Here is a 384-nt window from a genome sequence, read left to right on the forward strand (position 1 = left end):
GGATAGGTGGGAGGCTTTGAAGTGTGGACGCCAGTCTGCATGGAGCCGACCTTGAAATACCACCCTTTAATGTTTGATGTTCTAACGTTGACCCGTGATCCGGGTTGCGGACAGTGTCTGGTGGGTAGTTTGACTGGGGCGGTCTCCTCCTAAAGAGTAACGGAGGAGCACGAAGGTTGGCTAATCCTGGTCGGACATCAGGAGGTTAGTGCAATGGCATAAGCCAGCTTGACTGCGAGCGTGACGGCGCGAGCAGGTGCGAAAGCAGGTCATAGTGATCCGGTGGTTCTGAATGGAAGGGCCATCGCTCAACGGATAAAAGGTACTCCGGGGATAACAGGCTGATACCGCCCAAGAGTTCATATCGACGGCGGTGTTTGGCAC

The 384-nt window shown here is 54.7% G+C and carries 1 rRNA gene; it reads left to right on the forward strand.

Going from position 1 to position 384, the window contains the following annotated elements:
- A 23S ribosomal RNA gene (locus WCE05_RS26410) occupies positions 1-384 on the forward strand; the annotation flags it as partial.

Origin of the sequence: Pseudomonas sp. I2, assembly GCF_040984075.1 — a bacterium.
GTDB lineage: Bacteria > Pseudomonadota > Gammaproteobacteria > Pseudomonadales > Pseudomonadaceae > Aquipseudomonas > Aquipseudomonas guariconensis_B.